The organism is Streptomyces sp. BBFR102 (assembly GCF_051397025.1).
Lineage (GTDB): Bacteria > Actinomycetota > Actinomycetes > Streptomycetales > Streptomycetaceae > Streptomyces.
This window is the reverse complement of sequence record NZ_CP195757.1, coordinates 1,029,193-1,048,330: the sequence shown is the minus strand read 5'-3', so window position 1 is coordinate 1,048,330 and position 19,138 is coordinate 1,029,193. Positions and strand designations below refer to the sequence as shown.

Below are 19,138 nucleotides of genomic sequence, written 5' to 3'. Positions count from 1 at the left end.
AGCCGGGTGCCGGGCCGGCGCGGGCCGGGCCGGACGCCTTACTGTCTGGACCGCCTTCGATCCTGTCATGCCGGGCCGGCAGCCGTCAGTGACCTGCGGCGAGCTTCCGGTGAGGACGCCGGGCGCGACGGCGCGGAGCCGACTGTCGCAGCGGCGTGGCAGGATCAAAGGCGTGGCAGAGACAGCATCGAAGAAGAAGTCCGCGGCGGTCGGCGATCCGGCAGCCGACCGCCCCCGCCTCATGCTCATGGACGGGCACTCCCTGGCGTACCGGGCGTTCTTCGCGCTGCCGGCGGAGAACTTCACGACCGTGACCGGCCAGCCGACCAACGCGATCTACGGCTTCGCGTCCATGCTGGCGAACACCCTGCGTGACGAGCGGCCCACGCATTTCGCCGTCGCCTTCGACGTCTCCCGCAAGACGTGGCGGTCCGAGGAGTTCACGGAGTACAAGGCGAACCGCTCCAAGACCCCCGACGAGTTCAAGGGCCAGGTCGAGCTGATCGGCGAGCTGCTCGACGCGATGCGCGCCCCGCGTTTCGCGGTCGACGGCTTCGAGGCCGACGACGTCATCGCCACGCTGGCCACGCAGGCGCAGGCGGCGGGCTTCGAGGTCCTGATCGTCACCGGCGACCGCGACTCCTTCCAGCTGATCAGTGACCACACCACGGTGCTGTACCCGACCAAGGGCGTCTCCGAGCTGACCCGCTTCACCCCCGAGAAGGTCCAGGAGAAGTACGGGCTGACCCCCGCCCAGTACCCGGACTTCGCCGCCCTGCGCGGCGACCCCTCGGACAACCTCCCGGGCATCCCCGGCGTCGGCGAGAAGACCGCCGCGAAGTGGATCAACCAGTTCGGTTCCTTCGCCGAGCTGGTGGAGCGCGCCGACGAGGTCAAGGGCAAGGCCGGGCAGAACTTCCGCGACCACCTGGAGGCGGTGAAGCTCAACCGCCGCCTCACCGAGATGATCCGCGACGTCGAGCTGGACCGCACCGTCACCGACCTGGAGCGCGTCCCCTACGACCGCAAGGCCCTCACCCTGCTCCTGGACACCCTGGAGATCCGCAACCCGTCGCTGCGTGAGCGGCTGCTCGCGGTCGACCCGGGAGCGGCCGAGGAGGAGCCCGCCACCGAGCCCGCCGTCGAGATCGACGGTACGGTCCTCGGCGCGGGCGAGCTGGAGCCCTGGCTCGCCGAGCACGGCGCGGCGCTGCTCGGCATGGCCACCGTCGACACCTGGAAGCTCGGCGAGGGCTCGGTCACCGAGGTCGCGCTGGCCGCGCCCGGCGGGGCCGCCGCCTGGTTCGACCCGGCGCGGCTGGACGAGGCCGACGAGAAGGCGTTCGCGCAGTGGCTGGCCGCCGCCGACCGCCCGAAGATCCTGCACAACGCCAAGGGCGTCATGCGGGTCTTCGCCGAGCACGGCTGGCGCGTCGAGGGCGTCACGATGGACACCGCCCTCGCCGCCTACCTGGTCAAGCCCGGCCGCCGCTCCTTCGCGCTGGACACCCTCTCCCTGGAGTACCTGGGCCGCGAGCTGGCCCCGGCCGCCGCGGACGGGCAGCTCACCCTCGGCGCCGACGACGAGGCGGAGGCGCACGACCTGATGGTGCAGGCCCGCACCGTCCTCGACCTCGGCGCCGCCTTCGGCGAGCGGCTGGAGCAGGTCGGCGCGACGGGGCTGCTGGCCGACGTCGAGCTGCCCACCTCGATCCTGCTGGCCTCGCTGGAGCGCTCCGGCATCGCCGCCGACCGCGCCCATCTGGAGGCGATGGAGCGGCAGTTCGCCGCCGCCGTCCAGCAGGCGGTGAAGGAGGCGCACGACGCGGTCGGCCGGGAGTTCAACCTCGGCTCGCCCAAGCAGCTCCAGGAAGTCCTCTTCGGCGAGCTGAACCTCCCGAAGACCAAGAAGACCAAGACCGGGTACACCACCGACGCCGACGCCCTCGCCTGGCTCGCCGCGAAGACCGACCACGAGCTGCCGGTGATCATGCTGCGCCACCGCGAGCAGGCCAAGCTCCGCGTCACCGTCGAGGGCCTGATCAAGTCGATCGCCGCCGACGGCCGTATCCACACCACGTTCAACCAGACCGTCGCGGCCACCGGCCGGCTCTCCTCCACCGACCCGAACCTCCAGAACATCCCCGTCCGCACCGACGAGGGCCGCGCGATCCGCCGCGGCTTCGTGGTCGGCGAGGGGTACGAGTCGCTGATGACGGCCGACTACAGCCAGATCGAGCTGCGCGTCATGGCCCACCTCTCCCAGGACGAGGGCCTCATCGAGGCGTTCACCTCCGGCGAGGACCTGCACACCACGGTCGCCTCCCAGGTCTTCGGTGTCGAGCGGGACGCCGTCGACGCCGAGATGCGCCGCAAGATCAAGGCCATGTCGTACGGCCTGGCGTACGGGCTCTCCGCCTTCGGCCTCTCCCAGCAGCTGAACATCGACGCGGGCGAGGCGCGCGCGCTGATGGACACCTACTTCGAGCGGTTCGGCGGCGTCCGCGACTACCTGCGGCACGTCGTGGACGAGGCCCGCGCCACCGGGTACACGGAGACGATGCTCGGCCGCCGCCGCTACCTCCCGGACCTCAACAGCGACAACCGCCAGCGCCGTGAGACCGCCGAGCGGATGGCGCTCAACGCCCCCATCCAGGGCACCGCCGCCGACATCGTCAAGATCGCCATGCTGCGGGTCCACCGCGCCCTCGCCGAAGCCGGGCTCAGCAGCCGGATGCTCCTCCAGGTGCACGACGAAATCGTCCTGGAGATCGCCCCCGGCGAACGCGAGCGCGTCGAGGAGCTCGTCCGCCGCGAGATGGCGGATGCGGTGCGGCTCCGCGCGCCGCTGGACGTCTCGGTCGGCGTCGGCCAGAACTGGGAGGCCGCCGCGCACTGACGCCGACGCGTCGTACGGGAGCGGCCGGCGGGCCGCCCGGACGGGAGGGGCCCCGGGCGGGCGGCCCGTGGGTCGTCCCCGGGCGGGCCGCCCGGACGCCGAGCGGGGCGCAGCCGGAGCCGGTGGGAGTTCGCCCCGCCCGCGTGGAGGAAACGCGCCGGTCCGCCGGCCACGTACAACCCTCCGGTGTGCTGCCGTGTCGAAAGGGTCGGCCGGTGCGTAGCTGACGTGCCGACCGCGCGCATGTGGCCAAGTGGTGAATACCGGTCAGCGACGGGTGCCCGTGCGCGGCAAGGTCCCGTAGGGTCGCCTGAGCCGTCCGAGTGGGCGCAGGCGCCTCGGGGGACGGCTCGTCGACGCGGGAGGGGTTCCACACAATGGCGGCACTGTTCGGACGGCGGATGCGGCGGGGAGCAGCCAGTACGGCCGTCGCGGCGGCGGCGATGGCGGCACTCTCCGCCTCCGGAGCCCCCACGGTGGTGAGCGGGCAGCCGGCGGCCGCAGCCGCCGACCGGCCCTCGGCGAGCGCGCCCGACCAGGAGGCCCCGTCGGTCACCGGCGACTCCCCCTACCACACCGAGCTGCCGCCGCTGAAGGGCCCGGGGCGGAACGATCCGCCGGACGAGACCCCGACCACCGGTTCCGCCGAGTCCGGGATACCCGCGACCGTCCTCGACGCCTACCGCAAGGCCGAGGCGTCCCTCGCCGCCAGCAACCCCCGCTGCCGCGTGCCCTGGGAACTCCTCGCCGCCATCGGCAAGGTGGAGTCCGGCCACGCCCGTGGCGGCCGCCTCGACGGCAACGGCACCACGCCGTCCCCGATCCTCGGCCCCGTCCTCAACGGAGTCGGCTTCGCCGACATCTCCGACACCGACGGCGGCGCCTACGACGGCGACACGCTCCACGACCGCGCCGTCGGCCCCATGCAGTTCATCCCGCAGACCTGGGAGAGCTGGGGCCGCGACGGCGACGGCGACGGCAGGCGCGACCCCAACAACATCTACGACGCCGCCCTCGCCGCCGGCAGCTACCTCTGCGCCCACGACCGCGACCTGAGCGTCGAGGGCGACCTGCACCAGGCGATCCTCGGCTACAACCGCTCGCAGGAGTACCTGCGGACCGTCCTGCACTGGTACGACTACTACCGCAAGGGCGCCGTCCAGATCCCCGACGGCAGCCTGCCCGCCCCGTCCGCCCCGACCGGCAACGGCACCACCACCCCGCCGCCCGGCTCCGTCCGCCCCGGCACGCCGAGCCCGTCGCCCGGCAAGCCCGGCAAGCCGGCCGAGCCCGGCGACGGCGGCTCGCCCAAGCCGACTCCGCCGCCCACCACTCCGCCGACGACCCCGCCCCCGGCCACGCCGCCGCCCACGAAGCCCGCGCCCGCCACCCGCCTGGCCGACCTCGGCGAGGGCACGCTCAGCGCCCCCGCCGGCGAGCGGTTCGCCGACCGCCTGGCCGTGCGGGCCGAACGCGCCGACAAGAAGCCCGCCGCCGAGGCCAAGGTCCGCTTCACCGTGGCCGGGGAGACCGGCACCGCCTTCGAGGACGGCACGACCACCGCCACCGTCACCACGGGGGCCGACGGCGTCGCGAAGGCGCCCGCCCTGCTCGCCGGCGGCAAGCCGGGGGCCCTCACCGTCAAGGCCACCCTCCTGGGCACCACCGAGCCCGTCTCCCTCGGACTGCGCGGCGAGGTCACCGCGCCCCGCGCCGACAAGCTGGTCCGCACCGACGAGGCGGAACTGACCTGCGAGGCGGGCGTCACCTTCGAGGGCCGCGTCGCCCTGGCCGCCACCCGTGAGGGCAGGGCGGCCCCGGGCGTCGCCGCCACCGCCACCGTCCTCGCCGGCGCCGACGGCGCCGACGGTGACAAGGCCGCCGACAAGGGCCCGTACTTCCTGACCCCCGGCGACGAGCCCGCCGAGGAACGCCGCACCCGCGAACTCCCCCTCACCACCGACGCGAAGGGCCGCCTCGTCCTGCCCGAACTCCACGCCGACGACACCACCGGCACCTTCCGTCTGCGCGTGGAGACGACGGGCGGGGCGGTCGTGGTCCTGGAACTGAAGGTGACGGAGGCGGCCTGACGGCCACGGCCGCCCCGAGGTACGGGCGGCCGGCCCCGGGGACACGTCGTTCGTCCGCAGCCCGTGGCGGCCGAGCCACGGGCTGCGCCCCTGCCCCGCTCGCCACACGTGCGATGGGCGGACCGCTGGAATCCCGCGACGCGCGAGTGCCGGCGAGCCGTCGGCTGTCCGCACCGGCCGCCATCGCCTCGGGGCCGGGACCGCCGACGCGCCCGCCGACCGGGCCAAGCGGCTGCCCCCGGTCCGGGCCCGGTGCAGCTGCACGGGTCCCCGGAGGCGGGCACGACGGATACGCCTGGGTGTCGAGGACCCGCGCCCGGCGTCGCCGCCCGGTCGGCGGGCGAGGAGGCCGAGGCGCAGTGCCCGGAGGGTGCACTCGGCCTTCGGGCCGTCGCGGGCGGGCTGAGGGCGCCGCCTTTCGTGCTGCCACCGCCAGGCACGTACCGCAGGCGGTGGCAGGGAACGTTCAACCCGGCCAGAGGAGCATCCCCGTCCTCCGAGAGGTCGTTCAGCGGCCGGGGCGCGGTCGCCCGCCCCTCCCGCTCCGTCCGCGCCTTCGTGTGCCGGGTGGCCCGGGCCGTCGCCGGGTCCTCCGGCCAGGGGTGCTTCGGGTAGCGGCCGCGGAGTTCGGCGCGGACCGCGCGGTAGCCGTCCGCCCAGAAGGAGGCCAGGTCGGCGGTGACCGCCGCCGGGCGGCCCGCCGGGGAGAGGAGGTGGACGAGGACGGGGACGCCCGCGACCTGCGGAGTACCGGTGAGGCCGAACAGTTCCTGGAGCTTGACGGCGAGCACCGGCCGTTGCGGGTCGGCGTAGTCGAGCCGGACACGGGAGCCGCTCGGGACCTCCAGGCGCTCCGGGGCCAGTTCGTCCAGCCGCGCCGCCTCACCGCCCGCCCACGGCAGCAGCCGCCGCAGGCAGCTGCCCGCGTCGATCCGGGCCAGGTCGGCGCGGCGCCGGGCCCGCCCCAGCTCCGGCTCCAGCCACTCCTCGGCGCGGGCCAGCAGCGCGGCGTCCGAGACGTCCGGCCAGGCGCCGCCCACCGCCCGGTGCAGGAAGGCGAGGCGCCGGCGCAGCTCGGCGGCCTCCCGCGTCCAGCGCAGCAGGCCCAGGCCCTCCCGCTCCAGGCCCGAGAGCAGCGCCGCCCGGACCTGCTCGGCGCCGCTCGCGCCGGACAGCGGGCGTACCGCCAGTTCGACCGCGCCCAGCCGCTCCACCCGGCGGGCCACCACGTCACCGCCGCTCCAGCCGATCTCCTCGCCCTCCCGGTGCAGCGGCGCCGCCGCCCGCCGGGCCGTCGCCTCGTCCACCGGCGCCGCCAGCCGCACCCGGGCCCGCGGCCGGTCCACCGGCCGGTCCGCGACCGCCACCGCCAGCCAGCGGCTCTCCCGCAGCGCCGAACCGGGGCCCAGCTCGGCGCCGGTGCCGGAGACCATCAGGTAGCCCTCGCCGCCCCGGGCCCGTGCCAGCCGCTCGGGGAAGGCCAGCGCCGCGACCAGCCCGGCCGCCGCGTCGTCGCCGGCCGCGCCGTCGCCCCCGCCCGGCGCAGTGCCGCGTACCGCCGGCGCCAGCCGCTTCGCCTCCCGCCGCCAGCGGGCCGCGTACGCGTCCTGGCCCCGGCGCGCGGTGCGCCAGGCGGCGGCCAGGTCGTCGCCGTAGCCGCGCGGCGGCTCCTCGCTCAACAGGGCGACCAGCTCCGCCGCCCGGGCTCCGCCGATCTCGGGCGCCCCGTCGAGCAGTGCCCGCGCCAGGCGGGGGTGGACCCCGACGCCGGAGAACCGCTCGCCCCGCGCCGTGACGGAGCCCCGCCCGGTCAGCGCGCCGAGCGCGGTCAGCACCTCACGGGCGGCGGCCATCGCCCCGGCGGGCGGCGGGTCGAGCAGCGCGAGACCGGAGGCGTCCGGGTCGCCCCAGCAAGCGGCCTGGAGGGCGAAGGCGGTGAGGTCGGCGACCTTGATCTCCGGCGGCGGGAAACGCGGCAGCCGGGCGTCCTCCGCCTCGGCCCAGCACCGGTACACCCACCCCGGCGCTTCCCGGCCCGCCCGCCCCGCGCGCTGGCGCCCCGACGCCTGCGAGGCCCGCACCGTGGTGAGCGCGCTGAGGCCGCGCGCGTGGTCGGTACGCGGCTCGCGGGCCAGCCCCGAGTCCACCACCACCCGCACCCCGGGCACCGTCAGGCTCGACTCGGCGACCGAGGTGGCCAGCACCACCCGGCGCCCCGCTGACCCGGCGAGCACCGCGTCCTGCACGGCGGTCGGCGCCCGCCCGTGCACCTGGAGCACCTCCACCCCCGCCGGCGCCCCCAGCTCCCCGGCCACCCGCCCGATCTCCCCGACCCCGGGCAGGAAGCACAGCACGTCCCCGTCGCACTCGGCCAGCGCCCGCCGCACGGTCGCCGCGACATGGGCCAGCAGCGCCGGATCGACCCGCATCCCGTGGGGCGGACGGACCGGCGCCGGCGGCGGCGCCCACACCGTCTCCACCGGGTGGCTCACCCCCTCGGCGGTCACCACCGGCGCCCCGCCCAGCAGCCGCGCCCACCCCTGCGCGTCGGTGGTGGCCGACGCCGCCACCAGCCGCAGCTCCGGCCGCAGCGCCGCGCGTACGTCCAGGAGGAAGGCGGCGGCGGTGTCCGCGTCGAGGTGCCGCTCGTGGCACTCGTCGATGACGACGACGTCGACGCCCGGCAGCTCCTGGTCCCGCTGGAGGCGGCGGACCAGCACGCCGGTGGTGACCACCTCGACCCGGGTGTCCGGGGAGACCACCCGCTCGCCGCGCACCGTGTGCCCGACGCTGCGCCCCGGCTCCTCGCCGAGCAGCCACGCCATCCGCCGGGCGGCGGCCCGCGCGGCGATCCGGCGGGGCTCGGCGACCAGCACCCGGCGCGGCGGCCCGTCCCCGAGCAGCCCGGCGAGGGCGAGGGGGACCAGCGTCGTCTTGCCGGTTCCGGGCGGCGCGCACAGCACCGCCGTACCCGGCCCGTCCAGCGCCTCGCGAAGCGCGGGCAGCACGGAGCGGACGGGCAGCTGGGCCAGGGCGGCGGTACGGATCATGCCCCCCAGTCTCGTACGCCCGCCCCGGCCGCCGGGCGCCCCGGTCAGTCGCGGGCGCAGACGAAGATCGCGGTGCCCGGGATCAGGTTGCCGCGCAGCGGGGACCAGCCGCCCCACTCCTGGGTGTTCCAGGCCGGCCACTCCGGCTCGACCAGGTCCACCAGGCGCAGCCCGGCGCCGACCACGTCGCGCACCCGGTCGCCGAGGGTGCGGTGGTGCTCGACGTAGACGGCGCGGCCCTGCTCGTCCTGCTCGACGTAGGGGGTGCGGTCGAAGTAGGAGGCGGCGACGGACAGCCCCTCGGGCCCCGGCTCGTCGGGGAAGGCCCAGCGGACCGGGTGGCTCACCGAGAAGACGAACCGGCCGCCGGGCCGCAGCACCCGGCGCACCTCGCGCAGCACTTGGACGGGCTCGGCGACGAAGGGGAGCGCGCCGTAGGCGGAGCAGGCCAGGTCGAAGGAGGCGTCGGCGAAGGGCAGCGCCCCCGCGTCGGCCTCCACCAGCGGCACCCCGCCGCCGATCCGCAGGGCGTGCTGGAGCTGGCGGTGGGAGAGGTCCAGGGCGACGGGGCGGGCACCCTCGGCGGCCAGCCAGCGGGAGCACTGGGCGGCGCCGGCGCCGATCTCCAGCACGTCCCGTCCCTCCAGGCTCCCCTCGGGGCCCAGCAGCCGGGCGTCGGCCTCGTCGAGCCCCTCGGGCCCCCAGACGAAGCGGTCGTCGCCGAGGAAGGCGCCGTGCTCGCGCTGGTACTCGTCGGCGTTGCCGTCCCACCAGCCGCGGCTGGCGCGGCTGCTCTCTGCGGGGGAGGCGGTGCGGCGGGTCGCTTCCGGCTCCGGGGCCTCGTCGGCGGCGGAACGGGGCGGTACGGGCTCTTGGATGATCGGCTCCCTCGTCGTACTCTCCGTACTTCCGCCGGAGCGGCGCCCCGGCGGGACAGCCGGGACGGGGACGCGTCGCGTGGCCTCGGGCGACGGGAATGGTGCCGGGTTCGCGGCTTGCGCCCCGGGTGTGCGCCTTCGCGCATTGACCCTGTCCGGCTGCCCCCGTATGCTACAAGTTGCGCTGCGAGCCTGCGCTCCTCAGACCTAGCAGGATGTGCTCGCTTCTGTTGTGTGTCCCCTCGGTTGTACGAGGCGAGGGCCCCCGGTTTCCGGAGGTCGTGCCTCTGAAGGCTGTCCGACTTGCTGCAGAGTGAAAACGGCTCCGTGCGCGGCAGTACCTACGACTTCATGTCCGTACCGGAGCCCTTTCCCACATGACGAGCAGCACCGAGACCACCGCCACCACCCCGCAGGTTGCGGTCAACGACATCGGTAACGAGGAAGCCTTCCTCGCCGCGATCGACGAGACGATCAAGTACTTCAACGACGGCGACATCGTCGACGGCGTCATCGTGAAGGTCGACCGGGACGAGGTCCTGCTCGACATTGGTTACAAGACCGAAGGCGTGATCCCGAGCCGCGAGCTCTCGATCAAGCACGACGTCGACCCCAACGAGGTCGTCGCCGTCGGCGACGAGATCGAGGCCCTGGTCCTCCAGAAGGAGGACAAGGAAGGCCGCCTGATCCTGTCCAAGAAGCGCGCTCAGTACGAGCGTGCCTGGGGCACGATCGAGAAGATCAAGGAAGAGGACGGGATCGTCACCGGTACCGTCATCGAGGTCGTCAAGGGTGGTCTCATCCTCGACATCGGCCTCCGTGGCTTCCTGCCGGCCTCCCTCGTCGAGATGCGCCGCGTCCGCGACCTCCAGCCCTACGTGGGCAAGGAGCTCGAGGCCAAGATCATCGAGCTGGACAAGAACCGCAACAACGTGGTCCTGTCCCGCCGTGCCTGGCTGGAGCAGACCCAGTCCGAGGTCCGCCAGACCTTCCTCACGACCCTCCAGAAGGGTCAGGTCCGTTCCGGCGTCGTCTCCTCGATCGTCAACTTCGGTGCCTTCGTGGACCTGGGTGGCGTCGACGGTCTGGTTCACGTCTCCGAGCTGTCCTGGAAGCACATCGACCACCCGTCCGAGGTTGTCGAGGTCGGCCAGGAAGTCACCGTCGAGGTCCTCGACGTCGACATGGACCGCGAGCGCGTCTCCCTGTCGCTGAAGGCGACCCAGGAAGACCCGTGGCAGCAGTTCGCCCGGACGCACCAGATCGGCCAGGTCGTTCCCGGCAAGGTCACCAAGCTCGTTCCCTTCGGCGCGTTCGTCCGTGTCGACGAGGGCATCGAGGGTCTGGTCCACATCTCCGAGCTGGCCGAGCGCCACGTGGAGATCCCGGAGCAGGTCGTCCAGGTCAACGACGAGATCTTCGTCAAGGTCATCGACATCGACCTTGAGCGCCGTCGCATCAGCCTCTCGCTGAAGCAGGCCAACGAGGCGTTCGGCGCCGACCCGTCGGTCGTCGAGTTCGACCCGACCCTGTACGGCATGGCCGCGTCCTACGACGACCAGGGCAACTACATCTACCCCGAGGGCTTCGACCCCGAGACCAACGACTGGCTCGAGGGCTACGAGACCCAGCGCGAGGCGTGGGAGACCCAGTACGCCGAGGCGCAGCAGCGCTTCGAGCAGCACCAGGCCCAGGTCATCAAGTCCCGCGAGGCCGACGCCCAGGCGGCGGCCGAGGGCACCGACACCGCTGGTGCGGCCCCGGCCGCTTCCGGTGGCACCGGTGGCGGCGGCTCGTACTCCTCGGAGTCCGCGGACAACTCCGGCGCCCTGGCGTCGGACGAGGCCCTGGCCGCCCTGCGCGAGAAGCTGGCCGGCGGCCAGAGCTGAAGCACCACGCTCTGACCGGCTGACAAGCCCGCACGGAAGGCCCGCTCCCCTCGGGGGGCGGGCCTTCCGCCATGTCCGGGCGCGGGGGGCGGGTGTTACGGCGTGACGGGGATGGCGGTGAGCCCCTTGCCGCCCGTCACCGTGTTGGAGGCGGGCACGGTCGTGGGGCATGCCGCGGAGCGGTGGTGACGTCGATGGCGAGCTGGTGCGGGCCGGTGGCGCCGGTCGGGCCCCGCCCGTCGAGGTGTCGCCCGGGGCGCGGGTGCCGGTGGCGCTGGGGACGGGACGCGACCCCGTCGAGCTCCGGACCGACATCCCGGGCGGGCACGGCGCCTTCACCGGCGGAAAGGCGTCCGCGGCCGGGAATGCCCGTGCCTCGTGGGGCGTTCTGCACTACGGACACGAGGAGGAACGGTCACAGTGCAGGATCGAGACCCGCAGGATCTGTACGCATGGGAGCCGAGGGGCCTCGCCGCGGTGGACACCGCGCTGGCCCAGGAGTCGGCCGGGCTCGTCATGCTCTACCACTTCGAGGGATACATCGACGCCGGGCAGACCGGGGAGCAGATCGTCGACGAGCTGCTGGACAACCTTCCGCACCAGCCCGTCGCCCGCTTCGACCACGACCGGCTCATCGACTACCGGGCCCGCCGCCCGCTGCTCACCTTCAAGCGCGACCGCTACACCGACTACGAGGTCCCCGCACTCGAACTCCACCTGGTGCAGGACGCCACCGGTGCCCCCTTCCTGCTGCTCTCCGGGCCCGAACCGGACGTGGAGTGGGAGCGGTTCGCCGCCGCCGTCCAGCAGGTGGTCGAGCGGCTCGGGGTGCGGCTGACCGTCAGCGTCCACGGCATCCCGATGGGCGTCCCGCACACCCGCCCCGTCGGCCTCACCCCGCACGGCAACCGCACCGACCTGGTCCCCGGCCACCCGACGCCGTTCGACCAGGCGCAGGTGCCCGGCAGCGTCGAGGCGCTCATCGAGTACCGCCTCATCCAGACCGGCCACGACGTCCTCGGGGTCGGCGCCCACGTCCCGCACTACGTCGCCCGGTCCGCCTACCCGGACGCCGCGTTGACCGCGCTGGAGGCGATCACCGCCGCCACCGGCCTGGTACTGCCCACCGTCGCGCACACCCTGCGCACCGAGGCGCAGCGCACCCAGACCGAGATCGAGCGGCAGGTCGGCGAGGGCGACGAGGAACTCGTCGCGCTGGTACGGGGGTTGGAACACCAGTACGACGCGGTGGCCGGCGCCGGGTCGCGGGGCAACATGCTGGCCGAGCCCGCCGACCTGCCCTCCGCCGACGAGATCGGCCGCGAGTTCGAGAAGTTCCTCGCGGAGCGCGAGGGGGAGTAGCCCGTCGGGGCGGGGGCGGCCGGAGTTAGGCTGCCCCCGCCCCGCCGTCGGTGCGGGGCCGTGTGAGCGTGAGGAGGCGCGGCGTGCTGATCGTGGGGCTGACGGGCGGGATCGGGGCCGGCAAGAGCGAGGTGTCCCGGCTGCTGGTGGAGCACGGGGCGCACCTGGTCGACGCGGACCGGATCGCCCGCGAGGTGGTGGAGCCCGGCACGCCCGGTCTCGCCGCCGTGGTCGAGGCGTTCGGGGAGTCGGTGCTCGCGGCCGACGGCTCGTTGGACCGTCCCAAGCTGGGCGAGATCGTCTTCGCCGACCCCGAGCGGCGGGCCGTGCTGAACGGGATCGTCCACCCTCTGGTGGGGGCCCGGTCGGCCGAACTCCAGCGCCAGGCCCCCGAGGACGGCGTGGTCGTGCACGACGTGCCACTGCTCGCGGAGAACGGGCTGGCCGCACTCTACGACCTGGTGATCGTCGTGGACGTGGAGCCGGAGACGCAGATCGCGCGGCTGGTGCGGTCGCGGGGGATGAGCGAGGAGGAGGCCCGGTCGCGGATGGCCGCGCAGGCCGGGCGCGGGGAGCGGCTGGCCGTCGCCGACATCGTCATCGACAACGAGGTGTCGCTCGACGCGCTGCGGGAGCGGGTGGCCGAGGTGTGGGCCGGGCTGGACGCGCGGGCCAAGGCCGACCGCTGACCCCGCGTCCCGGCGGCGGAACATTCCACCGCGGGGGCGTGTTCGTGCGTAGGTGGTCCGTGCAAGGACGAGGAAAGGGGAACTGTGGTGGCCGAGGGTGGTCCGGAGACGGATGTCATCGATTACCGGGCGGCCGAGCAGCTGCTCGCCGCCCGGGACCCCCGGGGCGCCGTCAAGCTGTTGGATTCGGTGATCGCCCGGCATCCCGAGCACACCGCGTCCCGGCTGCTGCGGGCCCGGGCGTTCTTCCTCTCGGCGCAGCTGCGCGCGGCCGAGCTGGAGTTCACCGTGGTGCTGGAGCGGGAGCCGGACAACGCCTTCGCCCACTTCGCCCTCGCCCGGACCTACGAGCGCGCCAACCGGCCTGACCAGGCGCGGCGCCACTTCCGGCTCGCGGCCGCCCTGGACCCCAAGCCCGCATACCTGGCGGCGGCCCGCTTCGACGACTGAGCGGTGGCCGGGGAACACGGTGGCGGGCCCGACGCGGTTGCCGACCCGCTCCGGCAGCCACGCGGCATGCCGTACCCCGGCCCCGTCCGGATTTCCGCGCAGTTTGACGTCGACCGGCACCTGCGCATGCGGCTGGTCACCCGCGGCCACGAGCTGACGCGCCCCCCTCGCAGGGCACGTGCCGGGCGGGCGAGGGGACTGGGCATGGAGGCGCCCTGTCACCACCGGGGCGGTCCGCGCCCGGGCGGGGACCTGCGGAAATGCCGTGGTGCCCCCCAAGCCCCCTCCCGTAGGGTGCGGCGGCATGAACCAGGTCACGCGCGCCACCGTCCGTCCCGTACGCGCCGAGGAATGGCGGGAGGCCAGAGAGTTGCGGCTGACGGCCCTGCGAGACCCGGCGGCTCCGATCGCCTTCCTGGAGACGTACGAGCGGGCAGTCGCTGAACCGGACTCCTTCTGGCAGGGGCGGACCGAGGCGGCGGCCGCCGGGACGCGGGTGCGCCAGTTCGTCGCCGAGGGCCCCGACGGGACGTGGAGCGGCACGGTGGCGGTGCTGGTCGAGGAGGCGGGCGAGGACGCGTTCGGCGGGACGGTTCAGCGGCGCCAGGCCCACCTCGTCGGTGTCTTCGTCCGCCCCGAGCACCGCGGAAGCGGTGTGATCGACGCGCTCTTCGAGGCGGCCGTGGCGTGGGCGTGGTCCGACGCGGACGTGGCGCGGGTACGGCTGTACGTCCACGAGGACAACACGCGGGCCGAGAGCGTCTACCGGCGGTGCGGGTTCCGGCGCTCCGGGCAGACCGTCCCGGCGCGGGGCACTGCCGCCAAGGCGGAGCGCGAGATGGTCCTCGACCGGGCCCACTGATCCTTCGCCGGTCCGGCGGGTGCGGCGAATGCCGTACACCGGCTCGCCGTCCGGGCCACCGGACTCGGCCGGGCCGCGGTGTGCGTCTCCCGCCCGGCCTAGGATGACCCGGTGACACAGACCGCCTCCCTCGCCGGGCTCTTCGACGAGCTGGCCGGCAGCTACGACCACGCTCATCACGAGGAGATGGCGGGCGCGCTGCTCGCCCTGGCCGGGCCGGGTGCCCGCGATGCCGTGGCGGACGTCGCCTGCGGAGCGGGAGCCGTCGCCCTGCAGCTCGCCCGCAGCCGGCCGGCCGATGCGCCCCCCGTCCTGGCGGTGGACGTGTCGTCCCGCATGATCGAGGCGGGCCGCGCCCGGGCCGCCGCCCTGTCCGCGGCCGGGGCCGTCGACTGGCGGGTGGGGGACGCCGTGCCGCTGCCGGTCCCCGACGGCTCGCTGGACGCGGTGCTCTGCGCCTCCTCGCTGCACTTCCTCGGCGGCAGGGCCCCGGCCGACTGGTGCCGCGCCCTGCGCCCTGGCGGCCACGTCGGATTCTCGCTTCCCCTGGCCACCCACTTCCGCCCCTCCGGCCGCTTCGCCGCGCTGCTCGCCAGGGACGTCCCACTCCCGGAAAGCGCGAGGGACGCGGCGTCCTACGCCACCGCCTGCGGCTTCCACGACGTGACGAGCCGCGTCCACGTCGCGGGCGACCGCAGGGTGGTGCTCATCTCGGCCCGCGCTCCGGCGCGGCGCTGAACCGCGTGCCGGCCCGAGGCGGCTTTCACCTGTGCCGCGGGCGTTCCAGATAACTCAGGCGGCTGACGTCCCAGCGCCGCCGCAAAGGGTCCCGCATCGCGCGTACGCCCCACCCCACCGGGGTCACCACACCGAAGTACAGCGCCGCCAGACCCAGCAGCGCCGCCCGGTCAGTCCATCGGGATCGCCGCACGCCAGTCACCTTCCTCCCGCCACGTCGGCTGATTCCGCTTCTCCAGCAGGAAGTCGCCCAGCACCAGCAGGTCGATACGGGTGCGCATGAAGCAGGCGTACGCCTCCGCCGGGTCGCACACGATCGGTTCGCCGCGCACGTTGAAGGACGTGTTCACCAGCACGGGACACCCCGTACGCTCTCGGAAAGCCGTGAGCAGCGCATGGAAACGCGGGTTCCGCTCCGACGTGACCGTCTGCACCCGCGCCGACCCGTCCACGTGTGTCACCGCCGGGATCGTCGAGCGTGGCACGCGCAGCAGTTCCAGGCCCGTCACTCCCTCCGCCTCCGGCCCGACGGCCTGGCGCCGGGCCGCCGCGACCTGCGCCGTCAGAAGCATGTACGGGCTCTCCTGGCCCAGATCGAACCAGTCCTTCGCCTCCTCCGCGAGGACCGCCGGTGCGAACGGGCGGAACGACTCCCGGAACTTCGTCTTGAGGTTCAGCGTGGTCTGCGTCCCGGGATCACGCGGATCGGCCAGGATCGACCGGTTGCCCAGCGCGCGCGGCCCGAACTCCATCCGGCCCTGGAACCAGCCGACCACCTTCCCCGCCGCCAGCTCGTCGGCCGTCCGGTCGGTCAACTCCCGCTCGGACAGGCGGACCGCCGGGTAGCCGCCCCGCTCCAGGAACTCCCTGATCTCCCGCTCCGAGAAGGCGGGCCCGAGAAGAGACCCCGCCATGGCGTCCGTACCGTGCCGCACATGCGCGCGCGGTGCGCCCCTGCCGTGCGACTCGGCCAGCGCCGCCCCGAGCGCACCGCCCGCGTCCCCGGCGGCCGGCTGCACCCACACCTCGTCACACACCGTCTCGGCCCGCAGCCGCCCGTTGGCCACGCAGTTGAGCGCGACCCCGCCCGCCAGGCACAGCCGCCGTTCACCGGTCCGCCGCAGCACGGTGCGCGCCAGCCGCCGGACGACCTCTTCCGTCACCTGCTGCACCGAGGCGGCGAGATCGAATTCCCGCTCCGTCAAGGGCCCTTCCGGTACGCGGCGTGGTCCGCCGAACAGTTCCTCGAAGGACCGGCCGGTCATCGTCAGCCCGTACTGGAACGTGAAGTGCCGCAGATCCAGACGGAACGAGCCGTCCGCCCGCAGGTCGATCAGGCGCTCCCGGATCAGGCGGGCGTAGCGCGGCCTGCCGTACGGGGCGAGCCCCATCAGCTTGTACTCGCCGGAGTCGACCTTGAAGCCGCAGAAGTACGTGAACGCCGAGTACAGCATGCCCAGCGAGTGCGGGAAACGCAGCTCCGCCAGCGGGACCAGCTCAGTGCCCCGGCCGTGCCACAGTGTCGTCGTGGCCCACTCCCCGACGCCGTCCACGCACAGCACGGCCGCGGACGGGAACGGGCTCGGGAAGAACGCCGATGCCGCGTGCGAGGCGTGATGCCGGTGCGCGACCACGGGCGGCAGCGGCCCGCCGTTCGACAGCGCACCGAGCTGCGCCCGTACGTCGTCCAGCGCACGCCGCTTTCGGCGCACCCATGGCCCGAAAGCCCGGCGGAACACCGGGAAGCCGTGCGGGGCCGTCGCCAGCCAGGTCGCCAGCACCCGGCGGAATTTCAGTGCCGGGTCCTCGTAGAAGGCGACGGCAGCCAGCTCGTCCGGGTGCAGACCGCACTCGCGCAGGCAGTACGCGACGGCCCGCGCGGGAAAGCCCGGATCGTGGCGCCGCCTGCTGAACCGCTCCTCCTGAGCGGCGGCCAGCGGCGTACCGTCGGCCACCAGGGCCGCGGCGCTGTCGTGGTAGTAGGCGGAGATCCCCAGCACCGGCCCGTTCTTCGGGGTGCCGTCGGCGGAGGGGGTCGTTTCCGCGTCGCGGGGCCGCCCCCGGTTCGCCGCCGCCATGTCAGAACAGTGGGTAGACGGACGCGTCGTCCTCCGGCTGCGGCCGCGGCCGCAGCGGTGACGGCGAGGCCGGAGGGGGCGGCGGTGCGGGGGAGGGCTGCGGCGACGGGGCGGGGGCGGAGTTCCCGGGTGGTGCGGTGCGGCCGGCCTGCCGTGCGCGGCGCCGGCGCAGCAGCGAGCCGAACCGCCGGACCGCGGGTACCGCGGTGGTGCGCCGTTCGTCGCCCTCGCCGGGCTGTCGCCCGTTCACGTCAGCTCCAGGTGTTCCGTGAGTCGCCGGGCCGCGAGGTCGTAGCCGAGGTCCGTGCAGTGCACCCGGTCGATGAACAGCCAGTCCTCGGGTCCGGCCGCCTCACCGAGCGCCACGTTCATGTCCACGAACGGCACCCCCAGCTCCCCGCATCCGGTGGCCAGCCGCTCCGCGTAGGCGCGGCCCACCTCCATGGCGGAGATGTCGTGGTGGAACCGGCGGAAGTTGGACACCTCGTCCAGTTCGTCGAAGAGGGCCTGCTCCCGGGGGAGCGGTTGCTCGCGCACCCACGGGGCCAGCGGCTGGAGCGCGAAGGTGAGCTGGGCCCCGAGCCCGTCCGCGAGCCGCTTCCAGCCGCCCAGGTGGCGCAGGGTCAGGTCTGTCGCGTGCTCCACGCGACGCGCGGTCGACGGGATGCCGTCCGGGGCGGGTCCGCAGTCGAAGAAGGCGCCGTGCCGCCCCTGCTTCTCCTCGGGCAGCCTGCTGAGCACCAGATTGTTCACCCCCGAGAGCAGCACGATCTCCTCCACCGCGGCAAGCTCGTGCTGGAAGAGGGTGAACAGCAACAACTCCTGCACCGAGTTGTGGGACTGCCCGGCGAAGTTGAGCCAGGGCCGCCGGGGCGCGTAGGCGTTCCAGAGCCGGGCGCTGATCGTGGCGGCGTCACTGGTGGCGCCCACCCCGAAGACGGCGGAGCTGCCCGCCAGCACCCGCACGGGGCCCGCCGGCCGGTCGTCGCCGACCGTGGCGCGCTGCCCGCCCGGACCGGGCGTGGCCCGGAAACCGTGCCGGTCGGTGGTGTACACGGGCGTCTTCTCACCGCCGTACTGGAAGTACCCGAGGTAGGGCTGGTCCTCCAGGACGAACGTGTAGTGCTCCATGTGGGGGGTGAACTCGGCTCGGGGCGACGTCATCGTGAAAGGGCTCCCGTCTCTGTGCGGTGCGTGGCCGGCTGCCTGCGGAACGGTGCCGGTCAGGGTGCCGGGGGCGGCGGTGCGGGCAGGGAGCCGGGACGGTCCTCCCGGATCAGGTCGGCGTTGACGGCCATGCCCGCCAGCCCGCCGCTGGCGGCGGCCATCGCCGCCTGGTGCATGTTCCGCCCGAGGTCCCCGGCGACATACAGCCGGGGGACACGGGTACGGCCCCGGTCGTCGCTCTGAACCGACTCCAGGTCGGGGGCGTCCACCCACGGGCGCAGCGGAGCGATCCGGGGCTCCGTGTCGAGGTGCAGGAACAGCGCGTCGTAGGACGCGGTCCGACCGCTTTCGAACACGACCCGGACCTTCTCCCGGTCGTCATCCAGCCGGGTCACCTCATCCGTCACGACCGGTACGCCGGCGGCTGACAGCCTGCCCCGCTCGTCCTCGGGCAGCTCCCGTCCGCCGCTGAGGTACGTCAGCTCGTCCGACCACGCCGTCAGGGTGGAGGCCAGGCACTCGCTGGGCACCGACCCGCCGTAGACGGCGATGGCGCGCTCCCGGAGCTCCCACGCGTGACAGTAGGGGCACTCGAACACCTTCCTGCCCCACAGCTCCGCGACCCCAGGCAGCGGCGGCAGGAGGGACCGCACGCCCGCCGCGTACAGCAGGGTCCGGGCGGCGAAGGTTCCCGACTCCTTCGTGGAGACCACCACACGGTCCCCGGCCAGGCTGGCGGAGATCACCTCGTCCTCGCGGAACGACACGTCATAGGCGGCCAGTTCGGCCCGGGAGCGGGCGCGGAAGTCGGAGATGGCCGCCCCGTCGTTGGTGAGGACGTTGTGCATCACCCCGGCGGCCATGTTGCGCGCGTCGCCGGAGTCGATCAGCAGGACCCGGCGGCGAGAACGGCCCAGGTACAGCGCCCCGTTGAGGCCGGCCGGGCCACCCCCGACGATCACCGTGTCGTAGAGCTGCGTGTCCAA

General features: G+C 74.2%; 12 protein-coding genes and 2 pseudogenes. 8 read left to right on the top strand and 6 right to left on the bottom strand.

From position 1 onward, the window contains the following. Positions 1–172 precede the first annotated feature (172 nt). Complete coding sequence (polA, locus tag ACSLIC_RS04810; protein ID WP_436736422.1) at positions 173–2,899, top strand: DNA polymerase I; 2,727 nt, start codon at positions 173–175, stop codon at positions 2,897–2,899. 377 nt (positions 2,900–3,276) lie between these two features. Further along, complete coding sequence (locus tag ACSLIC_RS04805; RefSeq protein ID WP_436736421.1) at positions 3,277–4,989, top strand: lytic transglycosylase domain-containing protein; 1,713 nt, start codon at positions 3,277–3,279, stop codon at positions 4,987–4,989. A 536-nt stretch (positions 4,990–5,525) separates the two neighbouring features. On the opposite strand, the pseudogene hrpB reads toward ACSLIC_RS04805, so the two are convergent. Both hrpB and ACSLIC_RS04795 read right to left on the bottom strand, forming a co-directional pair. Continuing rightward, positions 5,526–8,039 (bottom strand): annotated as a pseudogene (hrpB, locus tag ACSLIC_RS04800) (ATP-dependent helicase HrpB); the annotation flags it as partial. 44 nt (positions 8,040–8,083) lie between these two features. Continuing rightward, positions 8,084–8,920, bottom strand: a complete 837-nt coding sequence (locus ACSLIC_RS04795) for a class I SAM-dependent methyltransferase (protein WP_436740271.1) — start codon at positions 8,918–8,920, stop codon at positions 8,084–8,086. A 374-nt stretch (positions 8,921–9,294) separates the two neighbouring features. On the opposite strand from ACSLIC_RS04795, the gene rpsA reads away from it, so the two are divergent. Next, on the top strand, positions 9,295–10,806 hold the full coding sequence (gene rpsA / locus ACSLIC_RS04790; protein WP_416124479.1) for a 30S ribosomal protein S1: 1,512 nt from the start codon (positions 9,295–9,297) through the stop codon (positions 10,804–10,806). 95 nt (positions 10,807–10,901) lie between these two features. Here the strand turns inward: rpsA and ACSLIC_RS04785 are convergent. Continuing rightward, positions 10,902–11,032: pseudogene (locus tag ACSLIC_RS04785) on the bottom strand (right-handed parallel beta-helix repeat-containing protein); the annotation flags it as partial. Positions 11,033–11,226: 194 nt separating this feature from the next. Between ACSLIC_RS04785 and ACSLIC_RS04780 the strand changes: the two are divergent. From ACSLIC_RS04780 to ACSLIC_RS04760, 5 genes are all read left to right on the top strand, one after another. Continuing rightward, positions 11,227–12,168: a PAC2 family protein gene (locus ACSLIC_RS04780; RefSeq protein WP_436736420.1), complete on the top strand. Its 942-nt coding sequence runs from the start codon at positions 11,227–11,229 to the stop codon at positions 12,166–12,168. A gap of 83 nt (positions 12,169–12,251) precedes the next feature. After that, the gene (gene coaE, locus ACSLIC_RS04775) at positions 12,252–12,857 is read left to right on the top strand and encodes a dephospho-CoA kinase (RefSeq protein WP_436736419.1); all 606 of its coding nucleotides are present in this window, start codon (positions 12,252–12,254) and stop codon (positions 12,855–12,857) included. 87 nt (positions 12,858–12,944) lie between these two features. After that, on the top strand, positions 12,945–13,307 hold the full coding sequence (locus ACSLIC_RS04770) for a tetratricopeptide repeat protein (RefSeq protein WP_436736418.1): 363 nt from the start codon (positions 12,945–12,947) through the stop codon (positions 13,305–13,307). Between the two features lie 304 nt (positions 13,308–13,611). After that, positions 13,612–14,169: a GNAT family N-acetyltransferase gene (locus tag ACSLIC_RS04765; protein ID WP_436736417.1), complete on the top strand. Its 558-nt coding sequence runs from the start codon at positions 13,612–13,614 to the stop codon at positions 14,167–14,169. A gap of 111 nt (positions 14,170–14,280) precedes the next feature. Continuing rightward, positions 14,281–14,907, top strand: a complete 627-nt coding sequence (locus ACSLIC_RS04760; protein WP_436736416.1) for a class I SAM-dependent methyltransferase — start codon at positions 14,281–14,283, stop codon at positions 14,905–14,907. Positions 14,908–15,077: 170 nt separating this feature from the next. Here the strand turns inward: ACSLIC_RS04760 and ACSLIC_RS04755 are convergent, their stop codons facing one another. From ACSLIC_RS04755 to ACSLIC_RS04745, 3 genes are all read right to left on the bottom strand, one after another. Then, entirely contained in the window at positions 15,078–16,985 is a 1,908-nt protein-coding gene (locus ACSLIC_RS04755) for a carbamoyltransferase family protein (RefSeq protein WP_436736415.1), read from the bottom strand. A gap of 246 nt (positions 16,986–17,231) precedes the next feature. Further along, positions 17,232–18,149 carry an Inducer of phenazine A gene (locus ACSLIC_RS04750; RefSeq protein WP_436736414.1) on the bottom strand — a complete coding sequence of 306 codons (918 nt, stop codon included), beginning with the start codon at positions 18,147–18,149 and terminating at the stop codon, positions 17,232–17,234. A 59-nt stretch (positions 18,150–18,208) separates the two neighbouring features. After that, a complete protein-coding gene (locus tag ACSLIC_RS04745; protein ID WP_436736413.1) occupies positions 18,209–19,138 on the bottom strand; it encodes an NAD(P)/FAD-dependent oxidoreductase in 930 nt (309 codons plus the stop codon).